The organism is Mucilaginibacter terrae (genome assembly GCF_031951985.1).
GTDB classification, from domain to species: domain Bacteria; phylum Bacteroidota; class Bacteroidia; order Sphingobacteriales; family Sphingobacteriaceae; genus Mucilaginibacter; species Mucilaginibacter terrae_A.
On the sequence record NZ_JAVLVU010000001.1, the window covers coordinates 3724979 to 3749730 of the forward strand.

A 24752-nucleotide genomic window follows, 5' to 3' on the forward strand; every position below is an offset into this window, starting at 1 on the left:
TAACCTATGTTTGTGCTACTAACTCCCGGATTGCTTCGACGGCTTCAGCTCATGCCCTTACTGTCTCGCAATGACGTGTTCTTTATTTCTCAAAGTGCTTCCTACCGGGGAGGATTCAAAACAGGTTCCAAATGCACCGGCACCTGCTCCATCATTTCTATATATTCTAAATTTTCGGGTTTACGTATTTGGTGCGGCTGGCCCTGCTCATCAATCATGACCACGGCCGGGCGGGTGGTAATAAACTGCATCCACTGCGTCATGTTGTAGGCGCCAACTTTGTGTACTACCACGTTATCGCCTGCTTCCATCAAGGGTAGGTGGGCACTTTCGCGAACCATGTCAATGTTCATGCACAGCGGGCCATACAGTACCACATCTTCGGTATGTTGGCTGCCATCCTGCGCGGGGCTAATCTGGTGGTCGTACCAAAAGGCGGTAAACAACGTATTTACCCCGAAGTTAAGTACCATTGCACGGCGGCCATCGCTCAGGCGCTTATTAGCAACTACACTGCCCAGCAGGTAACCGGCATCGTCAATCAAAGCGCGACCTGTTTCCAATATCAGCAAAGGCAGTTCATCCTGCTTAAAGCCGAAGTTTAGTATAGTTGTAGTAATTGCCTCTGCAAAATCATCAACCAATTGTACGGTATCTACCCCCGGCAAATAAGCACCTTTTAAGGTATTGGTAGACGGAAAACCACCGCCCATATCTAAATACTGTATAGGGTTTTGTAGTTCGGTGCGGCAACGCATAAGCAAATCGCACATTTTACCAGCGGCTACGACATATGCCGCTGTTGACAGCATAAACGTACCAATATGGCAATGCAAGCCCACCAGCTGCATTTTGCCCGAAGCCACAATTTTGCCCATGGCATTCCAGGCCTGTCCGTTCTCGTAATTAAAGCCAAAGCGGTCCCATTGCGGGTAAACGCCCGTATCCATATTTACGCGGATGGCCACTCGGGGTTGTATATTCACCTCGTTGCACAGTTCAATGAGGTTAAACAATTCATCAAAGTTATCGATGTGGATTAACGAATTATTCTCCATGGCCAGCAGCAAATCTTCGCGGCGCTTTTCGGGGCCGTTAAATATGATCTGGTTGCCGGCAACGCCATTACCTAAAGCCTTGCGGTACTCAAAGCCCGACACCACCTCGGCCCAGCTCCCTTCCTGGTGAAAAACCTGGCAAACGGCATTGAGGTAGTTGGTTTTATAGCTCCAGGCAAACTGTACCCGTGGGTAACGGGTTTTAAATGCCCGCGCCGCAGCACGGTAGTTACGCCTGATCTGCCGCTCCGAAAGCACAAACACAGGCGAGCCAAACTGGGCCAGCAAACTTGCTACCGGCACACCGTCAATATGCTTAACCGGCTGTACGTTACTGCTCGTCCCAAATTTGTTCATCGACCCTATGTTCATCTTGCGAATGAACGGCCTTTCATATTTTAATTTTTGCATTGCAAAAAGGTTAAATCACGTTTTCTTTTATCATTTGTAGAGGCACAATAGTTTTTGTCTCTTTTCGATAATCATGGGCGTTTCCGCCTCAGGCGGCCCGGGCTATCCGCTGCAAGTCCTCGTTTCGCTCTGCTGCACTCCGGGCTTTACGCTACTATCCCTAACGCAAGCTTCGGCCACTTTCGACCTCCGTCATTGCGAGGAATGAAGCAATCTCTGAACTATACCAGTTAGGCTGCTTGTCCTACGCAGGGATTGCTTCGTTCCTCGCAATGACGGTTTTATTTAAAATTCCGAAACCTCCTAAAGCTCTCCAAACGCCGATAGCTGTTGAAACTCGCTCACATCCGTCACGTGGTCCCAGGCATAGCGGATGAAAATTTTGCCAACTTTATAATCAGTAAAGGGTTCAACCGGTTGTCCCAAAGCCATTTTTACCAATGCTGCAGGCTGATTTTGCCCCGCCGCAGCCGTTAAATATATCCATGCCGGGAAACGAGGGTTTACTTCCATAATAAAAAGCTTGCCGTTGTTATCGCGCATTATTTCCAGTTCAAAGCCGCCGCGCCAGTGGGTGGCCTGTGTAAAATCACGGGCCACTTGTAGCAAGCTGTCATCTTGTATAGTAATACCTGCCCAGGCCTTGCCCTTATCGGTTATATATAGTTTGCGCATGGGCACAATACTCAGGGTATTACCCTGGCCGTTGCCTAAGGCAGCTACGTTTATTTCGGTTCCTTTAACAAATTCCTGAACTATAACCGGTGTACCCCAACGCGCGCTTAAATGGTAAAATGCTTTTTTAGCCTGATCAATATTGTACACCACCTGTGCCTCGTAAAACCGGCCTTTAACCACCATGGGGTAATTCAATTCTTCGGCAACTTTAATTAGATCATTTGCATGGTGTATGTTTTTTGATTGCGGCACGTGCAGGTTGTACTTTTTACCAAATGCCGATAGGTTGAGCTTATCGCGGGCATCCAACTGCTCGTGAGAGGGTAAAAATGTATGTATGCCCATTAAGCGCAACTGTGCGCTTACCTTAATAAAGTTATATAGCTCGGCATCAAAATTAGGTATCAGCACATCCATATGTTCAATGGTTTGAATGTGCTCCAAACGTTCAACCAGTGCTTGTACCCCGGCCGATGGATAGGGGATATGATAGGTTTTATCAACCCAATCGTGCAGGTAAGCACCCGGTTCTAACGACTCGTATGCTAAACCAATAATGCGCACATTGCCTAACCCCTCGCGCAAGGCCCGTATAACGGCCACGCCAGGGCCCGGACTATCAATGGCATTGAGCCCGGTAACACCAATAACTAAGGGTTGAGTAGAGGTTTCGGTCATACGCAGGTTCAGGCTTCAAGCAGGTTGGCTTCTTTGAGTTGTAAAATCCAGTCTTCCCAGTCGCGGTTAAGTTGAGCGGGTTCTACATCGTATTTATTTAATAACTGCTGTTTAACTTCATCTGATGAATGCCCGGCTTTCATCAGGGCCAGTATATCGGCCGCAATGGCATTGCCCGAAAATGAATCGCCCGTGGCGGGGTTAAATATAAACCCGTTCTCGCTGGTGGCAATATTCTTCTTCAGTTTCATCAGTTTATGGGTTATGGTAGCTACAAAGCTAATATTTTATTGCTGCGGTGATTGTTCTTCTCTTAACCAAAAAAAATCCGACATGATAATTATTACAACCATGCCGGACTTCAATCACTCACTCTGCTTACTTATGCATTAACGTGCTCAGGCTTCACCCTTGGCATCATTAAACTCTTTTACGCCGCGGCCTAAGCCACGCATTAATTCGGGTAGTTTTTTGCCGCCAAAAAGCAATAGTATGGCTGCCACAATCAGTATCAGCTCCGGTGTTCCTAATCCGCCCATAATTTTTTAGATTTATATATGTTATACTAAACGTAGTTGCTCTCTTTTAAAATAAGGGCCTTGCGCTTCGCGCGCAAGACCCTCCACCTTATCATACAACACCAATTAGCAGAGGAAAAGTGCTGCACTTGATACAGCTTACTAATCCCCCTCTTGGATTATGATGTAAAGATGCGGCCATAGCGCATCATGTTTTTTAATGTATCGGTAAACCCGAGGTATGTATCGATAAACACCCTAAGCAGCTGTCAGTAGCTCGATAATCAGTATCAGGGCGTTATTGCTTAGTGCTTCTAAATCAACTTCTGCAGCATTCCACAAAGCTAATCCATCGCGCTCGTGCAAAAGGCGGCCCTGCATTTCAAATGCTCCGGCCAGGGCAAAGGCAAACAGTTGCGACCCCGATTTAGGCCGGTAAATGGCTTCTTTACGGCCACTAAACCTGCCTATGCTCAATGCAAATGGCAATATGTTATTTGTTGTAGGAATAACCGTTGCCAAATTATCTGGCTTTGCATCCAAATCAAGTTCAAACAGCATGTTTATCCGATCTTCTTCAAGAGTGTCCGCCTGTATATGAATTTGCAGGTAATTTATCCAATCAACCTCGTAAGGGTTGCTCAGGGTATAGCTGCTTTGGGCTGTTAAATAGCTTACGTAAACTTCGCCAACATCTACCACGGTTTTGCTGCCCAACGTGTCTCCATAATTTAATGCCCCGGTAACTGGTATGATCACTATATAAGTCGCCTCATCAACATTAGTTGCGGTACTTTGTAGTCCGGCCAGCATCTCATCGTTAAAAGCTTTTAACCGGCCTACCGGGTGCCGCGCATCGTCATAATAATTACCAAAATTAAGGGTACTGTATCGCTGCAAGCCGTTGGCTTGAGCAAAGCCGCGCCTATCGGCCAGGTAAATAGTGCCGGGAGTTAGGGTGCTCATCATTTTATAATTTTGAGTGAGTGGATATTAACATATGGCTGTATCTCAAACAGGTTGGTATGTATTTCTTCTCCATCTTCAACTACGGCTGCGGCATCAGATACGAGCATGAAATTCTGAATACTATCATGCCATACCAATGGCTCGGTATAAAAGTTAACGGCTACCTGGTGCCTGGCTTTATCGGTAATGCTGGAGTTAATTAGCTCGAACTGGAAGTTTTTGAACTGGAGAAACCTGCGGCCCAGGTTATTCAGTATATCGGGTACGGTTTCGTTCAACTGCTGTACATAGCTGATAACAGCCGGCGTAACCATGCCCGAAAGTTTGGCTGCATGGGGAACTTTGGCCAGCAACTCACCATAAGTAGTGTATGTTGACCCCTGCGCCATAAGCTGCGCCTGAATTTTAAATTCGAGGTAGCTGTCTTCAAAAACCGCCTTGTCCCAGGGTTTGGTTGAGGCGCCATCAATAATTTTACGGTAGCAGAGGGTGATAATTCGTTTTTCCATAAATAAAATAAAGCGCCGGGATGTTAGCTTCCCCGACGCTCCTGATTAATTAATAGAACACATTGCTTTTTAAACATTAATGAGCTTGGTTAGCTCAAAACCGGCGGCTATACTGCCCGTAACCGTGGCAATTTCAATGCCTGTGCTATCATCGCTAAAAACATTATCGCTTTTGTTGTAAGTGTAGCCGGTTAAGCCTTTGCCGTAACCATTTACAATAGCCACTGCCGAACCTGTACCTTCGGGAAAAGCAATTTGCGTTACCTTTAACGAGGTTCCCGATGAATTATACACGTGCACATGTATGTGCGTTGCCCGCCCCGAATACCAGCCCGGAAAAATAGTAGTAAACGTTACCACGCCGTTGGCATCGGTGGTTTGGCGGCCACGTAAAAAATGTACGGAGGTGTAGTTGGTGCTTTGCATGCCTGATCCGCCATATTCCGAATAGTTACCCTCGGCATCGCAATGCCAAATATCAACCATGGTATTAGCCAATGCCGCGCACGTACTGGTACTGTTTATGGTTATTTTAACCGTTGTTTTGTAGCCGCTGCGACCATCAGTAATATCGCTGCGCACGTATGATGCCGGAGCTTTTGTGGGGAAAGGGCCTTCGGTTTCGGTAGGGGCAACGGTACAACTGTTTGATGCCGAACTGCTGCCGGTGTTGCTTACGGTTTCGGTGCTTGCAGTGCTATCCGAACTATCTTTTTTACAGGCATCTAAAAATACCGGGGCCGATGCCGCGCCGATGATCAGGCTTCTTAAAAAATTCTTCCTCTCCATATCTTTATGTTTTAGTTGGGTGTATTTGTTTGTTGATGTAAAGATGGAGCTCTTCAACAAGCCTGTGGTAGGAGTATCGGTTAACTATGCCTTTGTATCGACGAACCGTTTTAGGTTACGAAGCCACCAGGTAGTTAATAGCTGAAGCGAGTTTTTCGGTATCTAAAGGTTTCATAAATAGGGCATCGTGGCTAAAGCTTTCCAGGTCTATTTTCTTATTCTGGTAGGCCGAAATAAGTATTACCGGAACATCTTTAAATTCCTCATCATGCTTAAAGGTTTCGCAAATGCTGGCATCGCGCTCTTCGATCAGTAAAAAATCGAGGATGATCAAATCGGGCTTGTAGTTTTTGGCGATCGAATACACCGAATGGCTGTCGGACGTGATGTGCACATCTGAGTATCCGTAATACATCATATCGTCAGCCAGGCGCAGAAGGTCGCCGTCGTTATCCAGTAATAATATCCTTTTTTGCATACCATGTTGTATTTAAGTATGACATAAAAGTGATTATTGGTGTGATGAATAGAAGTGATGTATCGGTAAACGGGGTGTTTGTGTGGATGAAGGGAATAAAAAAAGCCTCAATAGAGGCTTTTTTTATTATTGGTAATTTTCCCTGATTTTGCTGGTTGCTTTAGAAACAGCTTCATCAGTATATTGCTTGGCTTTTTCTATCCATTCCGGAGCTTTTTCGTTCCAATCGTCAATGATAGATTTGCCGTCTTCTTTACGTTTCTCGGTGATGTATTTGATGCCGTAGGCTGCAGCTGCACCAACAACTGCCCATTTCAATAAACCCATTTTATTTCGAATTTAAGTTGTTTCTATTTAATTATCTGTGTGTTATATAACAAGTTTAGTGCCAGCTTTTTTTAATATTTTATGGTTCATCCACCCGTTATTAATATTTAGATGCGTTGTACTTATGAAATGTTACAACTTATTGCTATTTCTTAATTTATGAGACTTAGTTGGGTATCACTGTTGTAATTTTGTACGAGCATGAATACAGCTTTCCGTCTTTTTAACTTTTCGCAAAAGGTAAACTATAAAAATGAGGTTTTGGCAGGTTTAACCGTGGCCATGACCATGATGCCCGAATCTCTTTCATTCGCCATATTGGCGGGGTTTCCGCCTTTGGTGGGTTTATATGCGGCTTTTATAATGGGTTTAGTAACAGCAGTGTTAGGCGGAAGACCGGGGCTGATCTCGGGCGGTGCCGGTGCTACGGTGGTAGTACTTATTGCGCTGATGAAATCGCACGGTATCGAGTATGTGTTTGCAGCCGTAGCTTTAGCCGGCGTTTTTCAAATATTAGTGGGCTTATTTAAGCTTGGAAAGTTTATAAGACTGGTGCCTCAACCCGTTATGTATGGTTTTGTAAACGGATTAGCTGTTATTATTTTCACAGCTCAGTTAGAACAATTTAAAACCGTTGTAAACGGGCAAACTACATGGCTAAGCGGTACACCCTTGCTTATTATGGGCGGATTAGTGGCCTTAACTATTGCCATTGTGTTCATATTTCCGCGTATTACCAAGGCGGTGCCTCCATCATTAGTAGCTATTATAGTGGTGTTTTTAATTGTGCTTGGTTTTGGTATTCACACTAAAACGGTTAAAGATATTGCTGCCGTTAGTGGTGGTTTTCCGCCTTTTCATATACCGGTTGTGCCTTTTGATTTTGATACGCTGAAACTTATATTTCCATACTCGTTGATTATGGCTGGCGTAGGTTTAACCGAAGGCTTACTTACCCTTAGCCTTGTTGATGAAATGACCGCCACCCGGGGCAATAGTAACCGCGAATGTGTAGCGCAGGGAACCGCCAATATTTTAAACGGCTTCTTTTTTGGGATGGGCGGTTGCCCTATGATCGCACAAACGCTGGTTAACCTGTCGGCAGGGGCAAGGGCCCGCTTGTCGGGCATTATTGCGGCTTTAACCATATTGCTGATCATCCTGTTTGGTGCGCCAATTATTGAGCGAGTGCCCATGGCGGCCTTAACCGGGGTAATGATCATGGTTGCTATCGGTACGTTTGAGTGGGCCAGTTTCCGCATCATCAACAAAATGCCTAAGCAGGATATTTTTGTGGGGATGTTGGTTGCGCTCATCACTATTTGGTTACATAATCTGGCCTTGGCCGTTTTAATTGGCGTAATTATTTCGGCACTGGTATTTGCGTGGGAAAGTGCCAAACGGATACGCGCCCGCAAATACATTGATGAACAAGGAACCAAGCATTACGAAATTTATGGTCCGCTGTTTTTTGGTTCGATAACGGCTTTTAACGAGAAATTTGATGTTGCCAACGACCCCGCCGAGGTGATCATTGATTTTAAAGACAGCCGTGTTGCCGACATGTCGGCCATTGAGGCCTTAAACAAGTTGACTGAACGTTACAAGCAAGCCGGTAAAACCCTTCACCTGCTTCACCTGAGTAATGATTGCCGCTTACTACTCAAAAATGCCGAAGATGTGATTGAACTAAATATTATGGAAGACCCGGGGTACAGGGTGGTTTCGAAAGGGTAGGGTTTAAGTTGTCTGTGAGGACACAGACAACGGCTTTTTTATAATCCGTCATTGCGAGGAACGAAGCAATCTCTGCGTAGGACAAGCGGCTGTGCATAGTTCAGAGATTGCTTCGTTCCTCGCAATGACGTGATAATTAATTTAGGCTAACTGCCACTGCTACTAATTCCTGCTACTCACCTCTGCTACTCAAAAACTTACCCATCTAATAAAAACACAAACAACTCCTTAGGACCATGCGCTCCTAATACCAGTGTTTTCTCAATATCGGCGGTACGGCTTGGACCTGTTACGGTGGTAATCATGCTGGGCAGGTGACGACCGTATTTATCCTGAATGAGCTTAAATCCGTCTTTTAGATCGAGTACCAGTTGTGAGGTGTAGGCCAGCACAATATGTACGGGCGGATAGATGCTTAACCGCCTGCCGGCCATACCCGCGTTACTGAGTAATATACTGCCATTGCGGGCTACCAGGGCTTCGCAAAGGGTAAAGCCAACTTCGGCTTGTTCAAAATCTTTGTCGGTTTCGTAGTATGGGTAATCGTATTGTGCCAGTATTTCCTGCAAGCCGGGCTCCCAACAGTATATTTTATGCCAGTTGCGTGCCTCGGCCAGGTTTAATAACGATTCAATGAACTGTATTTCGTCCTCACAAAAAACAAACTGACCGGCTACTGCTACAAACTCTTCGGCAAACATTACCTCCAGCAAATCATCCTCGGCGGGTGCTGCATATAAAGGCTGGTCTTCGAGGTTAGGGTATGGGTTGTCGCGGCGCTCAAGGAGTGCCTTGCGCACCTTTTTCAGCATTTTTTCTTTCGAGGTAGTGTTGTCCTTCATCTATAAAAATAAAAAGCCGCTATTTGCATAGCGGCTTTAAATATAAACACAATTTATATTAATTGTTTTCCTGGGTACCGTCTATACGGGCAGTTTCAGGGTTGGTAACGCTTTCGGGGATGGCATTATTATCCACTTCAGGGTTTAATGCAGCCTCACCATTTACAAACTTGTCGTAAGTGGTACGGTTTTCAAACGGGCGCTCACCCAATAGTTCAACCAAATCCTGTTGAAACAGTACTTCTTTTTCTAACAGTTTGGCAGCCAGTAACTCCAGGCCGTCGCGTTTTTCGTTCAACAGGTTTTTGGTACGTTGGTAAACGTCGTCAACCATTTGGCGCACCTCAGCATCTATCAGTTCGGCTGTAGTATCTGAATAGGGTTTGTTAAACTGGTATTCGCCCTGCGGATCATAAAACGACAGGTTACCTACTTTGGCGTTCATCCCATAAATTTTAACCATGGCGTAGGCCAGTTTGGTAATGCGTTCCAAATCGCTCAAGGCACCGGTCGATATACGTCCAAAAACAATATCTTCGGCAACACGGCCACCCATTGATACCACCATCTCGTCCATTAACTGCTCGGTAGTATGTAAGAACTGCTCCCTCGGTAAGTACTGGGCGTAACCTAAAGCGGCAACACCACGCGGTACAATAGATACTTTAACCAACGGATCGGCATGCTCCAAAAACCAGCCTGCAATAGCATGACCAGCCTCGTGGTAAGCCACTATGCGTTTTTCTTCGGGAGATATAATCTTGTTCTTTTTCTCTAAACCACCAATTACACGGTCAATAGCATCTTGAAAATCCTGCATGTCAACCGCAACTTTGTCGCGGCGGGCGGCTATCAGGGCTGCTTCGTTACAAACGTTGGCAATTTCGGCACCGGCAAAGCCCGGGGTTTGCGCCGATAGTTTTTTAGCATCCACACCTTCGGCCAGTTTTAACGGACCTAAGTGTACTTTAAATATTTGCTCGCGGCCAATCAAGTCTGGTTTATCAATTGATATCTGGCGGTCAAAACGTCCCGGACGAAGCAGGGCAGAGTCCAGTACATCAGGGCGGTTAGTTGCAGCCAGGATAATGATACCCGAATCGGTACCGAAACCATCCATCTCTACCAGTAACTGGTTCAGCGTGTTTTCGCGTTCATCGTTACCGCCTACAATATTATTTTTACCACGGGCGCGGCCAATAGCGTCGATCTCATCAATAAAGATGATACAAGGGGCCTTGTCTTTAGCTTGTTTAAACAGATCGCGTACACGTGATGCACCTACACCCACAAACATTTCCACAAAGTCGGAACCTGAAAGAGAGAAGAAAGGCACTTGTGCTTCGCCGGCAACGGCTTTAGCCATTAAGGTTTTACCGGTCCCCGGCGAACCTACCAATAACGCACCTTTAGGTATTTTACCACCCAGGTTGGTGTATTTTTTAGGGTTTTTAAGGAAATCAACAATTTCCATTACCTCTTCTTTGGCCTCTTGTAAACCGGCTACATCGTTAAACGTAACGTTGATCTGGGCTTCTTTATCAAACAAGGTAGCTTTTGATTTACCGATGTTGAAGATTTGACCGCCCGGGCCACCACCTGCACCACCACTCATGCGGCGCATAATGAATATCCATAAACCGGCCATCAGCAACAACATGATAATGCCTTGTACCAGCCAGTTTGACAGCCAGCTATCATGCGCAGGCTCAAATTGAATAGGCACTTTTGCGTTTTCAGGCAAGTCTTTTTCGGCTGCCAGTATCGATTGCTTCATGCTATCGAAAGAGGCATCGGTGAAGTAATACTGCGGGTTGGTAGTATTCATGCTGAGTGTGCGCTGGTCTTTCAACTTGGCATAATCAGGCTTTTTAAGGCTGTCTTTTTTAATATAAACTTCGGCAATGGTACGTTCGCCATCTTTATAGGCTACTACCTTTTCAACGTCGCCGTTGCGCAGCATGGTTACAAAACCGGGGTTAAAATCAATTTTGCTGCCGGGGCTGCCACCCAAAATATACGGAACCACCAGTAATGCTACAATTACAATGGCATACAGCCACATAAAATTAAAGCGGGGCGGCTTTGGGGTTATTTTTCTATTCGGAACCCTTCTGAATTTGGGCTTATTGTCTGATTTAGTGTCTTTCATTTTATTTAATACAGCTCATACATAACCATCATAATCATATTGCAGCGTTAAAAAAAGCAGATGGTTAAGCGCTTTTATAATACTTTATTTCGGCATCGCCCCACAAATCTTCTACGCCGTAAAACTCTCTTTTGTCGGTTTTAAAAATGTGTACAACTACATCTATATAATCCAGCAAAATCCACTCGGCATGTTCAAGACCCTCTTTACGCCAGGGCTCCTGTTGGGTGGCTTTAAAAATTTCGTCTTCTATACTGTTGGCAATGGCTTTTACCTGTGTGCTCGAATCGGCATGGCAAATTACAAAATAATCAGATACTGAACTTTTAATATTTCGCAGGTCTAATCTCACAATGTCATTCCCCTTTTTTTCCTGAATGCCGTGAATGGCTAACTCAGACAGGTAGGCAGATTCACTTAACGCTTTGTTTTTTACCATTAAAAACCTTTAATTTTGAACGATTTGAATGTAATAATTATTATTTAGACTTATATACTTTGCAAAATAACAATTTTTCGGAAGTATTTGTTGCACAAAATTTAGTCATCTTAAAAGAAGTTGACTCTACAAACACATTCCTTAAAAATATATTGTCAAATAATGAGCCAGTACCCGAGGGTACGGTCATATTGGCAGAAAGCCAAACCGCAGGCCGCGGGCAGCAGCAAAACAAGTGGTACAGCAGCAAGGGTGAGAGCTTAGCTTTCAGCCTGTTACTTAAGCCATCTTTTTTATCACTTGCACAACAATTTAACTTAATACGCATAGTTAGCTTAGGGGTATACGACGCCTTATTGCCCTTAGTTGGCAATTCACTCAAAATAAAATGGCCTAACGATATTTATATAGGCGACCGTAAGCTGGGAGGCATGTTAATTGAAAACCAGGTACAGGGAAGCACTATTAAAAGCTCGGTAGTGGGCATAGGATTGAATATTAATCAAAACAATTTTCCTGATTGGGTACCCAACCCAATATCTGTAAAGCAGATATTACATACAGATTATGATTTGAAGGCGTTAATGTTTGACATTTGTAACCGTATAGGCCAATGGTATATTAAACTAATGGCGGGTAACGAAAGTCAGATACAGGATGCTTATTTAAATACCTTGTATTGGTTAAACAAACCCGGACGCTTTAAAGCGCAAGATGCTATATTTGGTGGCATTATTAAAGGCGTAAGCAATGCCGGTCTTTTGCTGTTGGAATGTAACGGTAAAACAACCGCCTATAATTTAAAAGAGATTGAATTTTTAAACAAATAAACCCCTGATGAAAAAGGTACTATTAATGATGGTTGCCCTGTTTTTTACAGTTGCAGCTTTTGCCCAAATTGAAGCACCTGTTAAATGGAGCTATGCCGCTAAAAAAACAAGTGCAACCGAAGCTGTTGTGTTTGTAAAAGCCACCATTGAACCCGGATGGCATGTGTACTCGCAAAATATTAAAGAAGGCGGCCCTATTGCCACTACCTTCACCTTTACACCTGGCAAAGACTATACTTTAGTTGGCAAACCTGCCGAGCCTAAAGCCATTACCAAGTATGAAGATAACTTCAAAATGAACGTAAGCTACTTTGAAAACTCGGTTATATTTCAGCAAAAAGTTAAGCTAAAAGCTAAAGGCGAAACCACTGTGAAAGGGAAAGTGGAGTACATGACCTGCAACGACCGCAAGTGCTTACCACCCGATGAAGTTGAATTTAGCGTAAACGTAAAATAAGGCTGCTGTAGTAATGAACAACCGACATAGCCGCCTGGCATTTGTATTTATTTTAGCCCTCATTGCAGGGCTAACCTTTTTAATGCCTGCTTACCAGGCAAAAGCCGCTGTACAGCAAACTACCGATACGGTATCGACCGATGGCATAGAGTTTACCGATGTGGAAGCTCCTAAGCCTGGAGCCGCCAAAGTTGACACAGTTGCTGCACAAGTAAAAGCCGAAACTTCAAAAGCCGGAAAAGCAACCACAGCCGCTGCCGTAAAAACTACCGAAAAGCCTAAAACCATATGGCAAATATTTATTGAGGGATTTTTAGGCGGTTTTGCTGCACTAATTATGCCATGTATATATCCGTTATTGCCTTTAACGGTTAGCTTTTTTACCAAAAAGGCTGGCTCGCGTAGCAAAGGCATTATGCACTCGCTTATATATGGTATATCAATTATTGTAATTTATGTAGCATTAGGGTTGGTTATCACACTCATATTTGGGTCGGATGCGTTGAATGAGTTGGCCACCAGCGGTGCATTTAATTTGTTTTTCTTTGTGCTGCTCATTGTGTTCGGTATATCATTTTTGGGTGCGTTCGAATTACAGTTACCTACATCGCTGGCTAATAAGCTCGATGCCAATTCAGATAAAGGTGGCGTTGCCGGAATATTCTTTATGGCAGCTACCCTGGCCGTGGTATCATTCTCCTGTACGGGGCCAATAATTGGCTACCTGTTGGTTGAGGCCACCTCAAAAGGCGAACGTTTGGCACCAATTATGGGTATGCTGGGCTTTTCGTCGGCATTGGCAATTCCGTTTACTATATTTGCTTTATTCCCTTCGCTATTAAAATCGCTGCCAAAATCGGGTGGATGGCTAAACAGTGTAAAGGTTGTTTTAGGTTTCCTGGAACTGGCATTTGCGCTCAAGTTCCTATCGGGTGTTGATTTGGCTTACCACTGGAACTGGTTCGATCGCGAGGTGTTCTTGTCATTATGGATAGCTTTAGGTGTTTTGCTGTTCCTATACCTTATAGGCAAGATCAAGTTTTCGCATGATAGTGATTTACCGCATCTTTCGGTGCTGCGTACTTTTATTGCCATTTTGGTATTGGCGTTTACCGTATATATGATTCCCGGACTATGGGGCGCACCGTTAAAAGTAATTAGCGGGTTTTTTACCGCCGCCCGCCACACAGGATTTTATACTAAGTAACGGTGAATCAGGTAGTTCGGTAGCATCATCAACTCCAGCTGTCTCAATTAAAGAAAAAAAATACGAAGAAATATTTAAACGCGGCAAACATGCAGGGCTTAACGAGTGGTATGATATGGAGCAGGCCTTACAAGTTTCAAAAGAACTTAATAAGCCCATTTTAATTGATTTTACGGGTTGGTTTTGTGCCAACTGCCGCAGAATGGAGAATGAGGTTTGGAGTGACCCGCAGGTACATAAGCGCTTATCTGAAGATTATATTTTGCTCGAACTGTATGTGGATGAAAAGTTGGAATTGCCTAAAGATGAGCAATATGTCTCAAAATTTAGCGGAAAGACTATTAAAACCATAGGAAATAAGTGGAGCGATTATGAAGCTAAGAATTTTAATGTAAATTCGCAGCCGTATTACGTTATCGTTAATACTAAAGGCGATGTACTTGTGCCACCACAAGGTGCCAACTACAGCGTTCAGAATTATATTGAATTTTTAGATAGCGGCAAAGCCGCCTATGAGAAAAACAATGGCAGAAATTAAAAATATTGGTGTATATACTTCGGGTGGTGACTCGCCCGGTATGAATTCGGCTATACGTGCCGTTGTACGAACGGCTTTATATTATAACCTCGAAGTTACAGGCATACGCCGCGGGTATGAAGGTATGATCACCGGCGACTTGTTCCCAATGGATCGTAAATCGGTAGCCAACATTGTTCAGCGTGGTGGTACCATTTTAAAAACCGCCCGCAGCGAGGAGTTTCGCACTCCCGAAGGTCGCCAAAAAGCTTATAAACAACTAAAACGCTACGGTGTTGATGCCTTGGTGGGTATTGGCGGCGACGGTACTTTTACCGGTGCCAAAGTTTTCAGTAATGAGTTTGGTATTCCTATTGTAGGCTTGCCTGGTACTATTGATAACGATTTACAAGGAACCGATTTTACCATTGGTTATGATACCGCTTTAAATACTGTGGTTGAAGCGGTGGATAAAATTCGTGATACTGCCGAGTCGCACGATCGCCTTTTTATTGTTGAGGTGATGGGCCGCGATTCGGGCTTAATTGCCCTGCGCACCGGTATTGCATCGGGTGCCGAAGCCATCCTTATCCCCGAAACTAAAACCAACCTTGAGGCCCTTTATCATCGTTTAGAGCAAGGCCGCAGAGATAAATCATCAAAAATTTTAATTGTTGCCGAAGGTGACGAAGCCGGTGGTGCATTTGAGATAGGCCGTTTGGTTAAAGAGAAATATCCTAACTACGATACCCGCGTATCGGTATTAGGGCACATGCAACGTGGTGGTCACCCAAGCTGTATGGACCGTGTGCTGGCCAGCCGCGTAGGCGTAGCCGCTGTTGAAGCCCTTATGGCCGGACACAGCCACGAAATGATAGGTGTTATTAACGGACAAATTTCTTATACCCCGTTTGAAAATGCCATTAAACACAATGCCGAAATTGACAGCAACTTGTTAAGAATTGTAGATATTCTTTCATTGTAACATACACATTTGTATCAGTATAAAAAATGGACCGTTGGCTTAGCTTACGGTCCATTTTTGTTTTTTAGAGCTTATTGTTGTATTTTGGGCTTATGTTGAGGCTGTTAGCAATTGGTGTAATTTTAATGTTGTGCATTGCTGAAGCAGGGGCGCAGTCACTGCCCGACTCGATAGCAAAAGCTGTGGCTAAGCGGGATGCTTTGACTTTTAAACTCAAACAAAAGGACTTTAAAAAATTTATGCGAGCCCGTGAGGATAGCTTGTCGGATATGTTTAAGCCAAGTAAGCAATATGCGAGTGATACCATTTTGCTGACCGATTCGGGTTACAATTCCACTTTTCGCAACGCAGCATATCAAAAAACGCTGCATCGGTATTACGCCAACAGGCATGGGGCTGGTTATTTAGGTGCCATGGTAGCCGGCGTAATAGCTATAACTGCAATAGGAGGCATCTCGATATTGGTGCGGAAGATCTTTTAAATGTTAAACCTCCACTTCGCTTAGGCGTTTATATATTTTCTTTCCCGAAAAAAAGGCGGTTAATGAGAAAATAATGATCAGCAAAACAATGCCGGTAAGGTAACCATAACCAAAATTAGTAGTACGGCTAAGGTCAACAGGTAGCGAAGTTAGCTTTAACACCATTGCTGCAACAATCAGGCAGCTTACTGTAAAAACAAGATATTTCATGGCATTTAAATAATTCCGGGAAGCTGTTAAAACTTCTTCCCGGATCAAATACAATTACTTGGTAACAACAGTAGTTGTTGGTGAGTAAATACCAAAAGTAATAGCGTTTACTAAACCGTTCACAAAGCTGTGTTTAATGGTTACTGTGTAATCGGTAGCGCCACCGGCCATTTCTTTAGGGTCAGATACGCCAACAGGTGCAAGTCCAAATATCACATAATGGTTCCATTTTGATACGCTGGTGTTTGATTGTGCACCTTTACCAACGTTAAAAGTGTTTACGTAACAAGAAGATAATGACATTACAGCAACAACTGCTGCAGAGAAGAATGCTTTTTTCATAAAACTGTAAAAAGGTTTTTTGTTAATTGTAGCAAGTATAATCAAATTATATTTATGTCAAAATAGTGTCATGCAATTTACTTTGTATGTCATTATAAAACTCATTTAATTGCGTGCTTGTACATTACATATTTAATTTGTATCTTTGCGTCCCCGCAGAAATAGCTCCGGGGGAATGTTGAATACATAATCAAAGAGAAAAGAAATGGCAACTAAAATCAGATTGCAAAGACACGGTAAAAAAGGAAAACCTTTTTACTACATCGTAGTGGCCGACGCACGTGCTCCACGTGATGGTCGTTTTATTGAGCGTATAGGTTCATACAACCCTAATACCAATCCCGCTACTATCGATATTAACTTCGATAAAACTTTCGAATGGGTAAGCAATGGTGCACAGCCAACCGATACTTGTCGTGCTATCCTTTCTTACAAAGGTATATTATACAAAAAACACTTAGCAGGTGGCGTTAAAAAAGGTGCTTTAACTCAAGAGCAGGCTGATGCCAAATTTACTGCATGGTTAGATCAAAAAGACGGTAAAATTACCGGCAAAAAAGATAACTTAAGCACTGCTAAAGCTGATGCCCGTAAAGCCGCGTTAATTGCCGAAGCTAAAAAGAACGAAGACAGAGCTGCTGCTCTTGCCGCTAAAAATGCTCCTGTAGCTGAAGAAGTGGTAGAAGAAGAATCTCCGGCAACTGAAGAAGGTGCCGCTGCAGAATCAACTGAAGAAACTGCTGCTGAGTAATTTTTAAACTCATCAATTTACGCAATAGCGAAACAACCCTGTTGTTTCGCTATTGTTGTTTTAGGGAAAAGTGTAAATAGTACTCTCTCAAAAGCTGTCATTCGACACAAGTAGGAATCTTATAAGCCTGATAAGTCGCTTATATAAAATTCTTCTCTATCGTTCAGAATGACACAAAACCTTTAATATTAAATGAAAACAGAAGACCATTTCAGAATAGGCACCTTAACCAAAACCCGTGGCTTAAAAGGTGAATTACAGGTATACGTTGATTTTGACGGGCTGCAAGATATTGACTTTACTGCCATTTTTTTAGACGTAGCTGGTAAATTGGTTCCGTACTTTGTAAGCAGCATAAAGTATCCTATGCCCAATACTGCCTATTTATTTTTGGAGGAGATTGACCACATTGATAAGGCTACCCCGCTTGTAAAAAAGGATATTTACCTGCCCAATAAATTAAAGCCCGAAAAAGATCCTAACGATTTTACGCTGATGGACCTCGAAGGCTTTATAGCTATCGATGAAAACCACGGCGAACTGGGCGAAATTACCGATGTAACTGAATACCCGCAGCAGGTAATTGCTACAGTGCATTACCAAAACCGCGAGGTGTTATTTCCACTGAATACGGAATTTATTAAAGGCATAGACATTGAAGGCGGCGAAATATACCTCGATTTGCCCGAGGGTTTGTTGGATGTGTACCTTAATGATTAAGGTACTTTACTCTAAATGATATTGAAAAGCATGGTATTACAATGTTTTTTTTATTAAAAAAATAAAATGTAAAAAATACTTGACTTTTGTAAAGTTTACTTTACCTTTAGACTATTAAACTTTACACTTTATGAAATCAAGATTTTTATTTCCCCGTTATTTCCGGCCTTTGGGCTGGCTGCTTATTATTCCCGGTTTTATACTGGGTTACTTTGTTGTTTTTCAGTCTTACGAAATTGCCGGCTTTGGCCTGGTATTGCGCGAAAAAAGCTCAATGTTTATCCCCGCGTTTGAGAATCTCACTAACGAATTGGCGCTAACCATGGTAATCATCGGCTTGTTATTTGTTGCCTTTGCCCGGTTAAAGCAAGAGGACGAACTTACGGCATTGTTAAGGCTCAATGCCTTATACTGGGCCATATTGGTTAACTATATATTTTATGGAGTGCTTTTGCTGCTTATGTTATTTAACAGTATAGCTGCAACCAATGAAATTAACAGTACTATTAACTGGCTTACCGGTAATATGAAGTTTATGATTTATAACCTTTTTATGCCACTGGTGATATTTATTGGCAGGTTTTATTACTTGCTGCATAAAAGCAAAACAGAGTATCAGGTTAAACCACTTCGCTTTTTACCTCATAAACCTTATAATTTGATAGGGAAGGTGCTGAGTATTCCATTAATAATAATTGCTTTTCCATTACTATTTGGAATCATGGACTTTTTTGGAAAGTATAATAATTTTGCCGGAGTGTTATTCTGCATCCTGCCGTTTATAATGTTGATTTGGGTGTATTCAAAAGAAAAACAGGAAGACAAGTATATAAATCATATCAGGCTCGAAGCCATGCAAATAGCAGTATATGGCAACTATGCTATGTTGCTACTAAGTAATTTGTTTCTTTTTAGCGTATTATTTCTCCTGATATTATGGGTTAACTTAATTACCATACCGCTTATCTTTCTTATCGTGTTTAAATACCGCATGTGGAAGTTAAGCAAACAAGATAGTACAGCAAGAATAGACAGTTTAAAACTCGGTATTTTATAATTTAGCGCACTTCAAAAATGAAAAATACACTGCGTGTAGAACGCGCTATTAAAGATATAACCCAGGCTGATTTGGCCGAGAAAATAGGGGTATCGCGGCAAACTATCAATACTATTGAGAGCAATAAATACGTGCCATCAACCGTGCTTGCCCTCAAAATAGCCCGTGTGTTTGGCAAGCCAGTTGAACAGATTTTTAGTTTAGAAGAAGGAGATTAAGCACATGGCCGTTGTCTGTGTCGGCATATAAAATTACCTTTGCAGTCTTTAATACTCGAATACGGTTGGTTTGTACAGGTATTATTTGTAGTCTGTATTCTTGAATCTGTACTCTTTATTCTGAAAAAAATATGCGTTTTGATATCCTCACCGTATTGCCCGGCCTGCTCGAAAGTCCGTTTGCCCATTCAATTTTGCAGCGTGCCCAAAAAAAGGGTATAGCCGAAATACACGTACATAACCTGCGCGATTACTCCACCCTCAAGCATAAAAACGTTGACGATTACCCTTATGGTGGCGGTAGCGGCATGGTAATGATGATAGAGCCTTTTGCGCTATGCATCGAAAAACTAAAAAGCGAGCGCGAGTACGACGAGGTAATATTTATGACTCCCGATGGTATAACGCTCAACCAGGGCATTGCCAATGAGTTATCTATCAAGGGCAATATCATCATTCTTTGCGGGCATTATAAAGGGATCGATCAGCGTGTACGCGATTTGTATGTAACCCGTGAGCTGTCTATAGGCGATTACGTGCTATCGGGTGGTGAGTTGCCTGCGGCCGTGCTGGTCGATTCGGTAATAAGGTTGATACCGGGCGTACTGTCTGACGAAACATCGGCTTTGTCTGATTCTTTCCAGGGCGAATTGCTGGATGCCCCGGTTTACACCCGTCCGGCCGACTGGAAAGGACACCGTGTGCCCGATATTTTGCTGAGCGGTAACACGCCCGAAATTGAGAAATGGCGCTTTGAGCAATCGCTCGAACGCACCCGCCAGCGCAGGCCCGATTTGCTGGGAGAGTAGTAGAGCGAGGATTTTGGAGCGAAGAGCGTTTGTTGTTGAGTATCATTAATTTCTCTTAGTTTATACTCCGCTCCCCGCTCTTGTAGCCTCGCTCCATAACAAAATGAAATATTTTCAAAATCAACTTTCAAAATCAAAAAATTATCCCTATTATTGCAATCCGATTTTTACGGGTTAAAAATTGCATTAAGAGCTTAAAATCATGGATTTAATTAAATTTGTTGAAGAGCAGTCAGTAGAAAAAAAGCAAGTTCCTGAATTCAAATCAGGCGACACTGTAACTGTACACTATAAAATCAGAGAAGGTAACAAAGAGCGTGTGCAGCTATACCAAGGTGTAGTTATTCAACGTAACAGCACTGGTAGCACCGAAACTTTTACCGTACGTAAAGTATCAAACGGTATTGGTGTTGAGCGTATTTTTCCTGTAAATTCGCCAAATATCGACAAGATCGAGGTTAACAGCCGCGGTAAAGTACGTCGTGCTAAATTATTCTACCTGCGCGCCCTTACCGGTAAAGCTGCTCGTATCAAATCAAAACGCGTTTAATTACCGTTTTCGGTTAACAGCTTAGCTTCAGCTGCAATAAAATATTAAAAGGCCGTTCCGGGAATTTCCGGAACGGCCTTTTTGTGCTTTAGCCCTTAAACACTTTTAATTAAAGATATGAGAATGAGCGGTGGCTTGTCACAATGCCCGGCCGGGAGCTGCCTGTGTAGTGGAAGGGATCATTGTGACTTGTCCGCCTGAGGCGGATGTTACTTTTTGTTTCAAGACAAAAAGTAATGGGCATCTCCGGCCAAGAGGAGTAGACTAATTTTTAATCAAAATTTAGTCTCAGTACTTATATTTCCACTTACCGGTACCACATTTCCCCCAATATGCACCTGGTGCCGTTCCATCCGGTCTATTTTATGCTTATTTACAATAAACGAGCGGTGTACCCGGGCAAACTGCTCTGTGGGTAACATATCCAATGCTTCACTAATTGTTAGCCGGCTCATCACGCGTTTATCATCGGCCAAAACAAAGGTTACATAATTGCCCGCTGCTTCTAAAAATAAGATATCCTCAAAATTCACCCGTACCGATTCATAGCCCGACTTTACAAAAATGTTGTTCACCGGTTGTTTTTTGCCTTGTCGCAGTTGTAGCACATCATTAGCTTTGTGGCAGGCTTTCAGGAAACGGGCTAATGAAAAAGGTTTTAACAGGTAATCAACCGCGTTAAGTTCATAGCTCTGCACCGCATGCTCGGCATAAGCGGTAGTAAATATTACCAACGGCTTTTGCTGTAAACTCTCCACGAGTTCAATGCCCGATATATCGGGCATTTTTATATCTAAAAAAAGCAGGTCGACCGGGTTTTGTGCCAGGTATGCAATGGCCTCAAAAGCATTGGTAAAACAGGCCTTCAGCTCCATAAACGGTACCTTGGCCGCGTGCGAGCGTATTACCTCCAGTGCAAAGGGTTCATCATCAATGGCTATGGCGTTTATCATTTACAGGTATTGGGCTATTTGCTGGTACAACAGCATTTTATCACTTGGGCGCTTAATGTTATTTATAACGGGTTTCCCGCTCTTATCAAATATAAAATAAGTTGGGTAAGATCCCTGCTTGTTTTTATCAGGCTGCAGCTCATCCCAAAACTTTTGAATATCGGCATTGCTTTTACGCAGGTGTATGCCCGTCATGTTGTTTACTTTAATAAACTCACGCCAATGTGCTTCTTTAATATCATCATCCATATCCAAATAAACAAACACTACATCTTTGCCCTCAAATTGCTTTTTTAATTCGGGCACAAAGCGTAGCTCATCGCGGCAGGGGCCACACCAGGTACCCCATACATCAAGGTATACTACCTTGCCTTTATATTGGTTAACTATTTCGTATATCGAATTTATCTTCTTGTAACCTTCAACAATGTGAATAGCCTCATTGCTTTTATTAGTAACCAAGGCACTTTCCATATTGGCAATACGGGCGGACAGTTGAGCGCGGTATTTACTTTGCGGATACAGGCTTATCATTTCATCCATTAACGGGCGTGCTTCGGTCAGGTCTCTCTCGGCGCATTTGGCGGTAATAAATTGTGCCAGCATGACCTCGGCTACAGGTTTACTATAGTTGTTTTTTACAGCTAACCAGTTTACATACAATTTGCCTTTAGATTTTGAAAGAGTAATGGCATCATCAAAAGAAACATTAAAGTAGGGTAGAGGCGTTGTATTGGCTTTGTCCTTATCAAGCCCCTGCATAAAGATTACCGCCTGCGATTCCATGTACCCAATATAATCATCGGCAAACTGGTAAAACTGTGGCCCGGCGGGCAGTACCTCAGGCTCTGGCTTAATGTTGCTGTATAGCAGTTTGTATAATCCCATCAAATCGGTTTTATTGATGTTCATAATACCGCGCACAAGAAAGTTGAGCCAGTTGAGGGTTTCGGTACGTGTTTCCTGCGCTATAAGGCGTTTGTCGGCGGTGTTAAGTGTCGATGCCTGTACCTGTGCAACCCGGGTTTCGCCTAATGCCAGTTGGGGTTTAATTACCTTTTCGGTTATTTCGGCTACCGTACCTTTGGCATAGCTGTTCTTTCCTCGTGCACCGGCCGCAATAAACGCAGGTCTTTGCCCGGCATTAACCTCATGCAAAACTTTGTTTTCGGCAGCCACCGAACCTTTGAACGCTGTAACAGTAGTATCGGTGGCGTTAATAGTTACTTCCAGTTGTTTGCCGGGCTTCATCATAATGGTCCATAACCTTCCATGATACGTGAGCGTAGCAAACTTGGTGGCACTTAACTCAATGTTGGTGGTAAAAGTGCCTTGTTTGTTTAATGGTATGTGTCTTATGTTTTCATTATAATAGCCGTATACATATGGAATGTTCAGGTCAATAGTATCGGCTTTTTTCAGGTGTGCAACTGTGCCGCTTAGTTTAAACTGTGCCATGGTTTTGCCGGGTTTAAGCAGTAGAGCAAAGCTGGCACACAGGGTAAATAAAATGGTGATAAGTTTTTTCATTTGAGGTTAAGGGTTAAATAGATGAAAAATTCAGTTGGTTTTTGACGGATAACTAATTCGTGTTTTTGCGGATAGAGCAGCTGCAAACGCTGGCGCACGTTCTCGAGGCCAATGCCTGAGCGGGCACTTTCGGGGTCGTCGGCCGGGCGCTCGTGTACGCTGTTATGTACATCAAATTGCAGGGTGTCATTAGTAATTTGCAGGCTGATGCTTATCCCCGATTCTTCGCGCAGGCTGATGCCATGTTTATAAGCATTCTCCACAAATGGAATGAGCAGCATGGGCGCAATAGAATAGCTGCCTTCCACCTCGGGCAAATCAACCTCAATTTTGATGAGTGATGATGCAGCCGTGCGCATGTTTTGCAAATCGATGTAGTTGCGCAAATAATCGATCTCCTGTGATAGCGCAATTTTTTCGAGCGTGTTTTCATGCAGCATAAAACGCATCATATCGCCCAGTTTTTGTATGCCTTCGCCCGTTCTTTCGGCCTGCTCGGTAAGTGCCAGTCCGTACAGGGTATTGAGTGCATTAAACAAAAAGTGAGGATTAATTTGCGAGCGTAAAAATTGCAGATTGGCCGTTGAGGTGCCCAGGTCGGTACGTAAGCCCGATAGTTCGGCCTCCAAACTTTTGCGGTATTGATGAATGTAAAAACTTAGTGGAGTGATGAGCAGTAGTTGGCCAAACCAAAAAACACAGAATGCAAAAACATGCATTACCGGCGAGTAGGTTGCCTTTAGTGCAAAAATGCCGTTGAGTGGCAAATTAATGCCGAGTGTTATCAATAGCATTATGAACCAAAATCCCATCCGCTCGGAGCGCTGATCCCAATAAACAGGTATTAGCCAGTATAAAATGGTGATGTAGCACAAAAAAGCACACGGAAGAATCAAACCTAAAAATAAACTAACTCCCCAATAAGCTCTCAAAATAAAACAGCCTACCATCAAAGCCCCCCAAAACATCAGGAAGTAAGCCGTTTCGCGGCTAATACGCATGCGGACTTTGGTGTACTGTTGCGTTTTGTAACCCAGTAGCCATTGAATAAGTTGTTTGGCTATTTGATAACATAGTAGTGCAGCAAACCATAGGGTGGCCTGTGGTAGTTTTTTTATTAAAGCACGATAATGTAGATCATCATAATAAGGAAAATGAAGGGCATAATTAAGACAAAATAGTAGGAGGGTTACTATAAAACCTGCCGCAATAGCTGCCATTGCTTTTCCCCATTTTTGCGCTGAGAGGTATTTGTTAGGCAACAAACAGGCTACCCATACAAAAGACAAGTAATAACCTATATACTCAACCAGGTTAGGCAACAGGTAATTGATGGAGAATTGAAAAATATAGCCATGCTTTCTAAAAACGTCGGCACTGAATGAGTCGGCTGTGTAAAGGCCGCGCATGTAGCTATCGGCTGTGTTTAACTGGCCGTAGGAGTGGGTTAATAACAGTAATGTGGCTAAGGCAATTTCGAGGTGTTTAAGTTTCATGCTGCAATCATAAGCAGCATTGCATCCACCCGAAAATAAATGTGACGAAGCCC

At 43.2% G+C, this 24752-nt stretch carries 30 protein-coding genes; 13 read left to right on the forward strand and 17 right to left on the reverse strand.

Features of this window, described 5'->3' with window-relative positions:
* Window positions 1-101 precede the first annotated feature (101 nt).
* From QE417_RS15820 to QE417_RS15860, 9 genes are all read right to left on the reverse strand, one after another.
* On the reverse strand, window positions 102-1469 hold the full coding sequence (locus QE417_RS15820) for a hypothetical protein (RefSeq protein WP_311951435.1): 1368 nt from the start codon (window positions 1467-1469) through the stop codon (window positions 102-104).
* A 303-nt stretch (window positions 1470-1772) separates the two neighbouring features.
* Window positions 1773-2825 (reverse strand): ATP-grasp domain-containing protein, encoded by a 1053-nt coding sequence (locus tag QE417_RS15825; RefSeq protein WP_311951436.1) that lies wholly within the window; start codon window positions 2823-2825, stop codon window positions 1773-1775.
* 8 nt (window positions 2826-2833) lie between these two features.
* Window positions 2834-3076 (reverse strand): PqqD family protein, encoded by a 243-nt coding sequence (locus QE417_RS15830; RefSeq protein ID WP_311951437.1) that lies wholly within the window; start codon window positions 3074-3076, stop codon window positions 2834-2836.
* Window positions 3077-3223: 147 nt separating this feature from the next.
* Window positions 3224-3364, reverse strand: a complete 141-nt coding sequence (locus QE417_RS15835; protein WP_311951438.1) for a Sec-independent protein translocase subunit TatA/TatB — start codon at window positions 3362-3364, stop codon at window positions 3224-3226.
* Window positions 3365-3601: 237 nt separating this feature from the next.
* Window positions 3602-4312: a pirin family protein gene (locus tag QE417_RS15840; protein WP_311951439.1), complete on the reverse strand. Its 711-nt coding sequence runs from the start codon at window positions 4310-4312 to the stop codon at window positions 3602-3604.
* Window positions 4309-4821 carry a hypothetical protein gene (locus QE417_RS15845; RefSeq protein ID WP_311951440.1) on the reverse strand — a complete coding sequence of 171 codons (513 nt, stop codon included), beginning with the start codon at window positions 4819-4821 and terminating at the stop codon, window positions 4309-4311. Before QE417_RS15845 ends, QE417_RS15840 begins: the two co-directional genes overlap by 4 nt.
* 69 nt (window positions 4822-4890) lie before the next feature.
* Complete coding sequence (locus tag QE417_RS15850; RefSeq protein WP_311951441.1) at window positions 4891-5610, reverse strand: dioxygenase family protein; 720 nt, start codon at window positions 5608-5610, stop codon at window positions 4891-4893.
* Between the two features lie 115 nt (window positions 5611-5725).
* Window positions 5726-6088 carry a response regulator gene (locus tag QE417_RS15855; protein WP_311951442.1) on the reverse strand — a complete coding sequence of 121 codons (363 nt, stop codon included), beginning with the start codon at window positions 6086-6088 and terminating at the stop codon, window positions 5726-5728.
* A 126-nt stretch (window positions 6089-6214) separates the two neighbouring features.
* Window positions 6215-6415, reverse strand: coding sequence for a YtxH domain-containing protein (locus QE417_RS15860; protein ID WP_311951443.1), 201 nt, complete (start codon window positions 6413-6415; stop codon window positions 6215-6217).
* A gap of 201 nt (window positions 6416-6616) precedes the next feature.
* On the opposite strand from QE417_RS15860, the gene QE417_RS15865 reads away from it, so the two are divergent.
* Window positions 6617-8152, forward strand: a complete 1536-nt coding sequence (locus QE417_RS15865) for a SulP family inorganic anion transporter (RefSeq protein ID WP_311951444.1) — start codon at window positions 6617-6619, stop codon at window positions 8150-8152.
* A 197-nt stretch (window positions 8153-8349) separates the two neighbouring features.
* Here the strand turns inward: QE417_RS15865 and QE417_RS15870 are convergent, their stop codons facing one another.
* The 3 genes from QE417_RS15870 to rsfS all read right to left on the reverse strand — a co-directional run bounded on the left by QE417_RS15870 (window position 8350) and on the right by rsfS (window position 11585).
* Window positions 8350-8994, reverse strand: a complete 645-nt coding sequence (locus tag QE417_RS15870) for a LutC/YkgG family protein (protein ID WP_311951445.1) — start codon at window positions 8992-8994, stop codon at window positions 8350-8352.
* A gap of 58 nt (window positions 8995-9052) precedes the next feature.
* Window positions 9053-11146, reverse strand: coding sequence for an ATP-dependent zinc metalloprotease FtsH (gene ftsH / locus QE417_RS15875; RefSeq protein ID WP_311951446.1), 2094 nt, complete (start codon window positions 11144-11146; stop codon window positions 9053-9055).
* Between the two features lie 64 nt (window positions 11147-11210).
* On the reverse strand, window positions 11211-11585 hold the full coding sequence (gene rsfS, locus QE417_RS15880) for a ribosome silencing factor (RefSeq protein WP_311951447.1): 375 nt from the start codon (window positions 11583-11585) through the stop codon (window positions 11211-11213).
* A gap of 59 nt (window positions 11586-11644) precedes the next feature.
* On the opposite strand from rsfS, the gene QE417_RS15885 reads away from it, so the two are divergent.
* The 6 genes from QE417_RS15885 to QE417_RS15910 all read left to right on the forward strand — a co-directional run bounded on the left by QE417_RS15885 (window position 11645) and on the right by QE417_RS15910 (window position 16063).
* Complete coding sequence (locus tag QE417_RS15885) at window positions 11645-12415, forward strand: biotin--[acetyl-CoA-carboxylase] ligase (protein WP_311951448.1); 771 nt, start codon at window positions 11645-11647, stop codon at window positions 12413-12415.
* A gap of 7 nt (window positions 12416-12422) precedes the next feature.
* On the forward strand, window positions 12423-12872 hold the full coding sequence (locus QE417_RS15890; protein WP_311951449.1) for a protein-disulfide reductase DsbD N-terminal domain-containing protein: 450 nt from the start codon (window positions 12423-12425) through the stop codon (window positions 12870-12872).
* A gap of 13 nt (window positions 12873-12885) precedes the next feature.
* Window positions 12886-14079 (forward strand): protein-disulfide reductase DsbD family protein, encoded by a 1194-nt coding sequence (locus tag QE417_RS15895; RefSeq protein WP_311951450.1) that lies wholly within the window; start codon window positions 12886-12888, stop codon window positions 14077-14079.
* Window positions 14080-14194: 115 nt separating this feature from the next.
* A complete protein-coding gene (locus QE417_RS15900) occupies window positions 14195-14617 on the forward strand; it encodes a thioredoxin family protein (protein WP_311951451.1) in 423 nt (140 codons plus the stop codon).
* Entirely contained in the window at window positions 14604-15581 is a 978-nt protein-coding gene (gene pfkA, locus QE417_RS15905; RefSeq protein WP_311951452.1) for a 6-phosphofructokinase, read from the forward strand. Before QE417_RS15900 ends, pfkA begins: the two co-directional genes overlap by 14 nt.
* A 92-nt stretch (window positions 15582-15673) precedes the next feature.
* Entirely contained in the window at window positions 15674-16063 is a 390-nt protein-coding gene (locus QE417_RS15910) for a hypothetical protein (RefSeq protein WP_311951453.1), read from the forward strand.
* A 3-nt stretch (window positions 16064-16066) separates the two neighbouring features.
* Here QE417_RS15910 and QE417_RS15915 read toward each other — a convergent pair whose 3' ends face one another.
* Entirely contained in the window at window positions 16067-16273 is a 207-nt protein-coding gene (locus tag QE417_RS15915) for a hypothetical protein (RefSeq protein WP_311951454.1), read from the reverse strand.
* Between the two features lie 54 nt (window positions 16274-16327).
* Window positions 16328-16615, reverse strand: a complete 288-nt coding sequence (locus tag QE417_RS15920; RefSeq protein ID WP_311951455.1) for a Bor family protein — start codon at window positions 16613-16615, stop codon at window positions 16328-16330.
* Window positions 16616-16820: 205 nt separating this feature from the next.
* Between QE417_RS15920 and QE417_RS15925 the strand changes: the two genes are divergently transcribed.
* From QE417_RS15925 to rplS, 6 genes are all read left to right on the forward strand, one after another.
* Entirely contained in the window at window positions 16821-17366 is a 546-nt protein-coding gene (locus QE417_RS15925) for a 30S ribosomal protein S16 (RefSeq protein WP_311951456.1), read from the forward strand.
* A 192-nt stretch (window positions 17367-17558) separates the two neighbouring features.
* Window positions 17559-18086 carry a ribosome maturation factor RimM gene (gene rimM, locus QE417_RS15930; RefSeq protein WP_311951457.1) on the forward strand — a complete coding sequence of 176 codons (528 nt, stop codon included), beginning with the start codon at window positions 17559-17561 and terminating at the stop codon, window positions 18084-18086.
* Window positions 18087-18216: 130 nt separating this feature from the next.
* Window positions 18217-19143: a hypothetical protein gene (locus QE417_RS15935; RefSeq protein WP_311951458.1), complete on the forward strand. Its 927-nt coding sequence runs from the start codon at window positions 18217-18219 to the stop codon at window positions 19141-19143.
* A 17-nt stretch (window positions 19144-19160) separates the two neighbouring features.
* Complete coding sequence (locus tag QE417_RS15940; RefSeq protein ID WP_311951459.1) at window positions 19161-19361, forward strand: helix-turn-helix transcriptional regulator; 201 nt, start codon at window positions 19161-19163, stop codon at window positions 19359-19361.
* Between the two features lie 131 nt (window positions 19362-19492).
* Complete coding sequence (gene trmD, locus QE417_RS15945; protein WP_311951460.1) at window positions 19493-20170, forward strand: tRNA (guanosine(37)-N1)-methyltransferase TrmD; 678 nt, start codon at window positions 19493-19495, stop codon at window positions 20168-20170.
* 202 nt (window positions 20171-20372) lie between these two features.
* Entirely contained in the window at window positions 20373-20720 is a 348-nt protein-coding gene (rplS, locus tag QE417_RS15950; protein ID WP_376717530.1) for a 50S ribosomal protein L19, read from the forward strand.
* Window positions 20721-20995: 275 nt separating this feature from the next.
* On the opposite strand, the gene QE417_RS15955 is transcribed toward rplS, so the two are convergent.
* The 3 genes from QE417_RS15955 to QE417_RS15965 are packed head-to-tail and all read right to left on the reverse strand — an operon-like array spanning window position 20996 to window position 24699.
* Window positions 20996-21673: a LytR/AlgR family response regulator transcription factor gene (locus QE417_RS15955; RefSeq protein WP_311951461.1), complete on the reverse strand. Its 678-nt coding sequence runs from the start codon at window positions 21671-21673 to the stop codon at window positions 20996-20998.
* Window positions 21674-23203, reverse strand: coding sequence for a TlpA family protein disulfide reductase (locus QE417_RS15960; RefSeq protein WP_311951462.1), 1530 nt, complete (start codon window positions 23201-23203; stop codon window positions 21674-21676).
* Window positions 23200-24699: a sensor histidine kinase gene (locus tag QE417_RS15965; RefSeq protein ID WP_311951463.1), complete on the reverse strand. Its 1500-nt coding sequence runs from the start codon at window positions 24697-24699 to the stop codon at window positions 23200-23202. The genes QE417_RS15960 and QE417_RS15965 overlap by 4 nt, the downstream gene beginning before the upstream one ends.
* Between the last annotated feature and the right edge of the window lie 53 nt (window positions 24700-24752).

Excerpts from the sequence above, each read along its gene's own strand:
- QE417_RS15850 (WP_311951441.1), bottom strand. The coding sequence starts at position 5,610 with ATGGAGAGGAAGAATTTTTTAAGAAGCCTGATCATCGGCGCGGCATCG.
- rsfS (WP_311951447.1), bottom strand. The coding sequence starts at position 11,585 with ATGGTAAAAAACAAAGCGTTAAGTGAATCTGCCTACCTGTCTGAGTTA.
- QE417_RS15900 (WP_311951451.1), top strand. The coding sequence starts at position 14,195 with ATGGAGCAGGCCTTACAAGTTTCAAAAGAACTTAATAAGCCCATTTTA.
- QE417_RS15825 (WP_311951436.1), bottom strand. The coding sequence starts at position 2,825 with ATGACCGAAACCTCTACTCAACCCTTAGTTATTGGTGTTACCGGGCTC.
- QE417_RS15830 (WP_311951437.1), bottom strand. The coding sequence starts at position 3,076 with ATGAAACTGAAGAAGAATATTGCCACCAGCGAGAACGGGTTTATATTT.
- QE417_RS15960 (WP_311951462.1), bottom strand. The coding sequence starts at position 23,203 with ATGAAAAAACTTATCACCATTTTATTTACCCTGTGTGCCAGCTTTGCT.
- QE417_RS15855 (WP_311951442.1), bottom strand. The coding sequence starts at position 6,088 with ATGCAAAAAAGGATATTATTACTGGATAACGACGGCGACCTTCTGCGC.
- QE417_RS15920 (WP_311951455.1), bottom strand. The coding sequence starts at position 16,615 with ATGAAAAAAGCATTCTTCTCTGCAGCAGTTGTTGCTGTAATGTCATTA.
- QE417_RS15895 (WP_311951450.1), top strand. The coding sequence starts at position 12,886 with ATGAACAACCGACATAGCCGCCTGGCATTTGTATTTATTTTAGCCCTC.
- pfkA (WP_311951452.1), top strand. The coding sequence starts at position 14,604 with ATGGCAGAAATTAAAAATATTGGTGTATATACTTCGGGTGGTGACTCG.
- QE417_RS15820 (WP_311951435.1), bottom strand. The coding sequence starts at position 1,469 with ATGCAAAAATTAAAATATGAAAGGCCGTTCATTCGCAAGATGAACATA.
- QE417_RS15915 (WP_311951454.1), bottom strand. The coding sequence starts at position 16,273 with ATGAAATATCTTGTTTTTACAGTAAGCTGCCTGATTGTTGCAGCAATG.
- QE417_RS15845 (WP_311951440.1), bottom strand. The coding sequence starts at position 4,821 with ATGGAAAAACGAATTATCACCCTCTGCTACCGTAAAATTATTGATGGC.
- QE417_RS15910 (WP_311951453.1), top strand. The coding sequence starts at position 15,674 with ATGTTGAGGCTGTTAGCAATTGGTGTAATTTTAATGTTGTGCATTGCT.
- QE417_RS15935 (WP_311951458.1), top strand. The coding sequence starts at position 18,217 with ATGAAATCAAGATTTTTATTTCCCCGTTATTTCCGGCCTTTGGGCTGG.
- QE417_RS15870 (WP_311951445.1), bottom strand. The coding sequence starts at position 8,994 with ATGAAGGACAACACTACCTCGAAAGAAAAAATGCTGAAAAAGGTGCGC.
- rimM (WP_311951457.1), top strand. The coding sequence starts at position 17,559 with ATGAAAACAGAAGACCATTTCAGAATAGGCACCTTAACCAAAACCCGT.
- rplS (WP_376717530.1), top strand. The coding sequence starts at position 20,373 with ATGGATTTAATTAAATTTGTTGAAGAGCAGTCAGTAGAAAAAAAGCAA.
- ftsH (WP_311951446.1), bottom strand. The coding sequence starts at position 11,146 with ATGAAAGACACTAAATCAGACAATAAGCCCAAATTCAGAAGGGTTCCG.
- QE417_RS15955 (WP_311951461.1), bottom strand. The coding sequence starts at position 21,673 with ATGATAAACGCCATAGCCATTGATGATGAACCCTTTGCACTGGAGGTA.
- trmD (WP_311951460.1), top strand. The coding sequence starts at position 19,493 with ATGCGTTTTGATATCCTCACCGTATTGCCCGGCCTGCTCGAAAGTCCG.
- QE417_RS15865 (WP_311951444.1), top strand. The coding sequence starts at position 6,617 with ATGAATACAGCTTTCCGTCTTTTTAACTTTTCGCAAAAGGTAAACTAT.
- QE417_RS15890 (WP_311951449.1), top strand. The coding sequence starts at position 12,423 with ATGAAAAAGGTACTATTAATGATGGTTGCCCTGTTTTTTACAGTTGCA.
- QE417_RS15965 (WP_311951463.1), bottom strand. The coding sequence starts at position 24,699 with ATGAAACTTAAACACCTCGAAATTGCCTTAGCCACATTACTGTTATTA.
- QE417_RS15835 (WP_311951438.1), bottom strand. The coding sequence starts at position 3,364 with ATGGGCGGATTAGGAACACCGGAGCTGATACTGATTGTGGCAGCCATA.
- QE417_RS15840 (WP_311951439.1), bottom strand. The coding sequence starts at position 4,312 with ATGATGAGCACCCTAACTCCCGGCACTATTTACCTGGCCGATAGGCGC.
- QE417_RS15925 (WP_311951456.1), top strand. The coding sequence starts at position 16,821 with ATGGCAACTAAAATCAGATTGCAAAGACACGGTAAAAAAGGAAAACCT.
- QE417_RS15940 (WP_311951459.1), top strand. The coding sequence starts at position 19,161 with ATGAAAAATACACTGCGTGTAGAACGCGCTATTAAAGATATAACCCAG.
- QE417_RS15860 (WP_311951443.1), bottom strand. The coding sequence starts at position 6,415 with ATGGGTTTATTGAAATGGGCAGTTGTTGGTGCAGCTGCAGCCTACGGC.